Genomic DNA, 5,541 nt, shown 5'->3' on the forward strand with positions numbered 1-5,541 from the left:
GCCAAAGGCCCACCCCGTGTGGGGTGGGCCTTTGGTGAATGGTTGTCCGGCGGCGACCTACTCTCCCACCCCGTCTCCAGGGCAGTACCATCGGCGCAGAGAGGCTTAGCTTCCGGGTTCGGAATGGGACCGGGCGTTTCCCTCTCGCTATGACCGCCGTAACTCTATGGAGATGTTCGGGACCCCCGGTTACGTGGGGGTGTGCCCGTATCTCGGGAACCGCACAGTGGACGCGTAGCAAAAAGTTTGAGTGTTATCAAGTTGTCGGCTTATTAGTACCGGTCAGCTTCGGCAGTCTTTAGTCCTGCCTTCCACATCCGGCCTATCTACCCAGTGGTCTAGCTGGGAGCCTCTCCCCCTTGCGGGGATGGAAACCTCATCTTGAAGCAGGCTTCCCGCTTAGATGCTTTCAGCGGTTATCCCTTCCGAACGTAGCTAACCAGCCGTGCTCCTGGCGGAACAACTGGCACACCAGAGGTTCGTCCGTCCCGGTCCTCTCGTACTAGGGACAGCCCTTCTCAAGTTTCCTGCGCGCGCAGCGGATAGGGACCGAACTGTCTCACGACGTTCTAAACCCAGCTCGCGTACCGCTTTAATGGGCGAACAGCCCAACCCTTGGGACCTACTCCAGCCCCAGGATGCGACGAGCCGACATCGAGGTGCCAAACCATGCCGTCGATATGGACTCTTGGGCAAGATCAGCCTGTTATCCCCGGGGTACCTTTTATCCGTTGAGCGACGGCGCTTCCACAAGCCACCGCCGGATCACTAGTTCCGACTTTCGTCCCTGCTCGACCTGTCAGTCTCACAGTCAAGCTCCCTTGTGCACTTGCACTCGACACCTGATTGCCAACCAGGCTGAGGGAACCTTTGAGCGCCTCCGTTACATTTTAGGAGGCAACCGCCCCAGTTAAACTACCCACCAGGCACTGTCCCTGATCCGGATTACGGACCGAGGTTAGATATCCAGAGCGACCAGAGTGGTATTTCAACGTTGACTCCACACACACTGGCGTGCATGCTTCACAGTCTCCCACCTATCCTACACAAGCCGCACCGAACACCAATACCAAGCTATAGTAAAGGTCCCGGGGTCTTTCCGTCCTGCTGCGCGTAACGAGCATCTTTACTCGTAGTGCAATTTCGCCGAGTTCGCGGTTGAGACAGCGGAGAAGTCGTTACGCCATTCGTGCAGGTCGGAACTTACCCGACAAGGAATTTCGCTACCTTAGGATGGTTATAGTTACCACCGCCGTTTACTGGGGCTTAAATTCTGAGCTTCGCTCCGAAGAGCTGACCCGTCCTCTTAACCTTCCAGCACCGGGCAGGCGTCAGTCCGTATACATCGTCTTGCGACTTCGCACGGACCTGTGTTTTTAGTAAACAGTCGCTTCTCCCTGGTCTCTGCGGCCGTCAACGCTCGGGAAGCAAGTTCCGTCACGCATCGGGCCCCCCTTCTCCCGAAGTTACGGGGGCATTTTGCCGAGTTCCTTAACCACGATTCTCTCGATCGCCTTAGTATTCTCTACCTGACCACCTGAGTCGGTTTAGGGTACGGGCGGCTAGAACCTCGCGCCGAGGCTTTTCTTGACAGCATAGGATCACCCAATTCGCGCATACGCGCTATCTATCAGTTCTCAGGCTATGTGAACAGCGGATTTGCCTACTGTTCGCCCTACAACCTTGGACACGGTCAACCATCGCCGTGCTGGGCTACCTTCCTGCGTCACCCCTGTTAATACGCTTACCTAGTACCGGTTCGGGTCGCGCGCCGCTCTCGCGATGCCTCCCGAAGGAGACGGTGCGAGTTAAGGGCGCTTAGCATCACCGGGTTCGGTATGGGCGGTTCTTCGCCGGTAGGAGAATATCAACTCCTTGTCCATCGACTACGCCTGTCGGCCTCGCCTTAGGTCCCGACTTACCCAGGGCGGATTAGCCTGGCCCTGGAACCCTTGGTCATTCGGCGGACGGGTTTCTCACCCGTCTTTCGCTACTCATGCCTGCATTCTCACTCGTGTAGGCTCCACCGCTGGGTTACCCCGCGACTTCACTGCCCACACGACGCTCCCCTACCCATCCACACGCCTGGACCACGAAGGCCTAGCGTTTGTGTGAATGCCACAGCTTCGGCGGTGTACTTGAGCCCCGCTACATTGTCGGCGCGGAATCACTTGACCAGTGAGCTATTACGCACTCTTTCAAGGGTGGCTGCTTCTAAGCCAACCTCCTGGTTGTCTGTGCAACTCCACATCCTTTCCCACTTAGCACACGCTTAGGGGCCTTAGCTGGTGGTCTGGGCTGTTTCCCTCTCGACTATGGAGCTTATCCCCCACAGTCTCACTCCCGCGCTCTCACTTACCGGCATTCGGAGTTTGGCTGACGTCAGTAACCTTGTAGGGCCCATCGGCCATCCAGTAGCTCTACCTCCGGCAAGAAACACGCGAGGCTGCACCTAAATGCATTTCGGGGAGAACCAGCTATCACGAAGTTTGATTGGCCTTTCACCCCTAACCACAGGTCATCCCCCAGGTTTTCAACCCTGGTGGGTTCGGTCCTCCACGTAGTCTTACCCACGCTTCAACCTGCCCATGGCTAGATCACTTCGCTTCGGGTCTAGACCCAGCGACTCATTCGCCCTATTCAGACTCGCTTTCGCTACGGCTTCCCCACACGGGTTAACCTTGCCACTGAGCACTAACTCGCAGGCTCATTCTTCAAAAGGCACGCTGTCACCCCTGCTAGGGAGGCTCCAACGGATTGTAGGCACACGGTTTCAGGTACTATTTCACTCCCCTCCCGGGGTACTTTTCACCTTTCCCTCACGGTACTGGTCCGCTATCGGTCACTAGGTAGTATTTAGGCTTAGCAAGTGGTCTTGCCGGATTCACACGGGATTTCTCGGGCCCCGTGCTACTTGGGATCCCCTTCGGGAGGCCACGTCATTTCGTCTACGGGGGTCGCACCCTCTGTGCCGGGCCTTTCAATGCCCTTCGACTATAACGCGACTTTCTGACTCCCTGACCGGGTACCAGCCCGGTCTGAAAGGTCCCACAACCCCGCCCATGCAACGCCTGGTAGCTATCACACATGAACGGTTTGGCCTGTTCCGCTTTCGCTCGCCACTACTCACGGAATATCTCTTCCTGTCGGTACTGAGATGTTTCACTTCCCGACGTTCCCTCCACACACCCTATATATTCAGGTGCGGGTCACTGGACATGACTCCAGCGGGGTTTCCCCATTCGGAGATCCTCGGATCACGGTTCGTTTGCCAACTCCCCGAGGCTTATCGCAGGCTACAACGTCCTTCATCGGCTCCTAGTGCCAAGGCATCCACCCTGTGCCCTTAAAAACTTGACAACAAAAAATTGCAGAGAACAAAGATAAATCTTTGATCTTACAAAGATGCTCGCGTCCACTGTGCAGTTCTCAAGCTACGGACGATCCCACCCGCTCCCACGGCCTACCAACACAACGGTTGGCGGTTCACCCAGGAGACGCGATGGCCCGTTCAGAGCGACCCCACCCGTACGGGCGGTTCCCTCAGGACCCAACAGTGTGCTTGGCAAACCCCATCCCCCGTACCCGTGATGTTCCACCACCCACCGAAGTGGACAGGTACTGACACGAACCGTCTTGGACGAAGCTCTTCGTTAATGTTCCACCCTTGAGCAACCATCCACCCACACGTTCGGTGAGCGCCATGGCCTCTGCACAACCAACCCGAGGGCCGGCTGTGAGTGATGCTCCTTAGAAAGGAGGTGATCCAGCCGCACCTTCCGGTACGGCTACCTTGTTACGACTTAGTCCCAATCGCCAGTCCCACCTTCGACAGCTCCCTCCACAAGGGTTGGGCCACCGGCTTCGGGTGTTACCGACTTTCGTGACTTGACGGGCGGTGTGTACAAGGCCCGGGAACGTATTCACCGCAGCGTTGCTGATCTGCGATTACTAGCGACTCCGACTTCATGGGGTCGAGTTGCAGACCCCAATCCGAACTGAGACCGGCTTTTTGGGATTCGCTCCACCTCGCGGTATCGCAGCCCTTTGTACCGGCCATTGTAGCATGCGTGAAGCCCAAGACATAAGGGGCATGATGATTTGACGTCATCCCCACCTTCCTCCGAGTTGACCCCGGCAGTCTCTTATGAGTCCCCACCATGACGTGCTGGCAACATAAGACGAGGGTTGCGCTCGTTGCGGGACTTAACCCAACATCTCACGACACGAGCTGACGACAACCATGCACCACCTGTACACCGACCTTGCGGGGCAACCATCTCTGGAAGTTTCCGGTGTATGTCAAGCCTTGGTAAGGTTCTTCGCGTTGCATCGAATTAATCCGCATGCTCCGCCGCTTGTGCGGGCCCCCGTCAATTCCTTTGAGTTTTAGCCTTGCGGCCGTACTCCCCAGGCGGGGCACTTAATGCGTTTGCTGCGGCACGGAACTCGTGGAATGAGCCCCACACCTAGTGCCCAACGTTTACGGCATGGACTACCAGGGTATCTAATCCTGTTCGCTCCCCATGCTTTCGCTCCTCAGCGTCAGTTGCGGCCCAGTGACCTGCCTTCGCCATCGGTGTTCCTCCTGATATCTGCGCATTCCACCGCTACACCAGGAATTCCAGTCACCCCTACCGCACTCTAGTCTGCCCGTACCCGATGCAAGCTCAAGGTTGAGCCTTGAGTTTTCACACCAGACGCGACAAACCGCCTACGAGCTCTTTACGCCCAATAATTCCGGACAACGCTTGCGCCCTACGTATTACCGCGGCTGCTGGCACGTAGTTAGCCGGCGCTTCTTCTGCAGGTACCGTCACTTGCGCTTCTTCCCTGCTGAAAGAGGTTTACAACCCGAAGGCCTTCATCCCTCACGCGGCGTCGCTGCATCAGGCTTGCGCCCATTGTGCAATATTCCCCACTGCTGCCTCCCGTAGGAGTCTGGGCCGTGTCTCAGTCCCAGTGTGGCCGGTCGCCCTCTCAGGCCGGCTACCCGTCGTCGCCTTGGTAGGCCATTACCCCACCAACAAGCTGATAGGCCGCGAGTCCATCCCAGACCGATAAATCTTTCCAGACACTCCCCATGCAGGGGCATCTCATATCCAGTATTAGACCTCGTTTCCAAGGCTTATCCCAGAGTCTGGGGCAGGTTACTCACGTGTTACTCACCCGTTCGCCACTGATCCGACCAGCAAGCTGGTCATCACCGTTCGACTTGCATGTGTTAAGCACGCCGCCAGCGTTCGTCCTGAGCCAGGATCAAACTCTCCGTAAATGTTTGCTATCAACCCCCGAAGAGGCTAACAACCATACGAAGCGGACCCGAAGGTCCATAATCATGGCTACAAACCGAAAACATGACGTTTTCAATTCATACCAAATAAGAAGTCTCAACACGAACACACAACACACACCGAAGGTGCACACCATGCGCCCATGCAGGACAATTGGCATTAACTATCAAGCACACTGTTGAGTTCTCAAGCAACCGACACGCACCGACTCCAACCCGTTTCCAGGCCTTCACTCGGGGCAACTTCT

General features: G+C 56.7%; 3 rRNA genes. All 3 read right to left on the reverse strand.

What is annotated here, in order from left to right:
• Positions 1 to 44: 44 nt before the first annotated feature.
• Positions 45 to 161 (reverse strand): 5S ribosomal RNA (gene rrf / locus H9641_RS19720).
• A 91-nt stretch (positions 162 to 252) separates the two neighbouring features.
• Positions 253 to 3,360, reverse strand: a 23S ribosomal RNA gene (locus H9641_RS19725).
• A gap of 394 nt (positions 3,361 to 3,754) precedes the next feature.
• Positions 3,755 to 5,275 (reverse strand): 16S ribosomal RNA (locus H9641_RS19730).
• Together the 16S, 23S and 5S rRNA genes form the textbook arrangement of a ribosomal RNA operon.
• Positions 5,276 to 5,541 lie beyond the last annotated feature (266 nt).

It is taken from the genome of Oerskovia merdavium (genome assembly GCF_014836755.1).
Taxonomy (GTDB): domain Bacteria; phylum Actinomycetota; class Actinomycetes; order Actinomycetales; family Cellulomonadaceae; genus Oerskovia; species Oerskovia merdavium.